Annotated in this window: 1 protein-coding gene; it reads right to left on the reverse strand. The window is 68.0% G+C overall.

The genetic code is table 11. From position 1 onward, the window contains the following. On the reverse strand, nucleotides 1–955 hold a 955-nt coding region (locus K8640_RS42360), incomplete at its 3' end, for an acyltransferase domain-containing protein (protein WP_223752280.1). Between the last annotated feature and the right edge of the window lie 9 nt (nucleotides 956–964).

Consider the following 964-nt stretch of genomic DNA (forward strand, 5'->3'; position numbering starts at 1 on the left):
CCGTCTCCCACTCCCCCTTCCCCTTCCTCAAACTCGCCACCCACTCCAGCCCCTCCTCCTCCAGCGTCTGCCTCCCCATTCCCACCAACACCGGCGCGGGCCCCACCTCCAGGAAGATTCCCACCCCCTCCTTCCTCAGCGCCTCCATCCCCTCCGCGAAGCGCACCGCCTCCCTCACGTGCGTGCGCCAGTACTTCGCGCTCGCCACCTCCGCCCCCGCCTTCTTCCCGCTCACATTCGAAATCAGCACCCGCTTCGGGGCTTCCAACTTCACCGCACCCACCCGCGCTTCGAAGGCGTCCAGCATCGGCTCCATCTGCGGCGAGTGGAACGCATGCGACACCTTCAGCTTCTTCGTCTTCGCGCCCTTCTCCCCCAGCCGACGCTCCGCCTCCTTCACTCCCTCCTTCAACCCCGCCACCACCCACTGCTTCGGGCCGTTCCTTGCCGCAATCGAGACGCTCGCCTCCAACCCCTTCACCGCCTCCGCAATCCACTCCTCCGGTGCCTCCACCGCCACCATCTCCCCCTCCCCCCCCAGCGCCTGCATCAGCCGGCCTCGCTCCGCCACCAGCTTCAGCGCGTCCTCCACTCCCATGACGCCGGCCACCACCGCCGCCACGTACTCCCCCACGCTGTGCCCCAGCACCGCGTCCGCCTCCACTCCCCAGCTCCTCCACATCCTCCACAGCGCGTACTCCACCGCGAACAGCGCCGGCTGCGTGTACCTCGTCTCGTCCAGCTCGCTGCCCTGGCCGAACATCACCTCCAGCAGCGGCTTCTCCAGCACCCCCTCCAGCACCTTCGCGCACTCCTCCAGCGCTTCCTTGAAGGCCGGCTGCGTCCGGTACAACTCCTCTCCCATCCCCACGTACTGGCTTCCCTGGCCCGTGAAGAGGAAGGCCACCTTCCTCTTCTCCTTCCCCACCGCCTGCCCCTTCACCACTCCCGCCACGGACTCTCC

Origin of the sequence: Myxococcus sp. XM-1-1-1 (assembly GCF_020037095.1) — a bacterium.
In the GTDB taxonomy this organism is placed as follows: Bacteria; Myxococcota; Myxococcia; order Myxococcales; family Myxococcaceae; genus Myxococcus; species Myxococcus fulvus.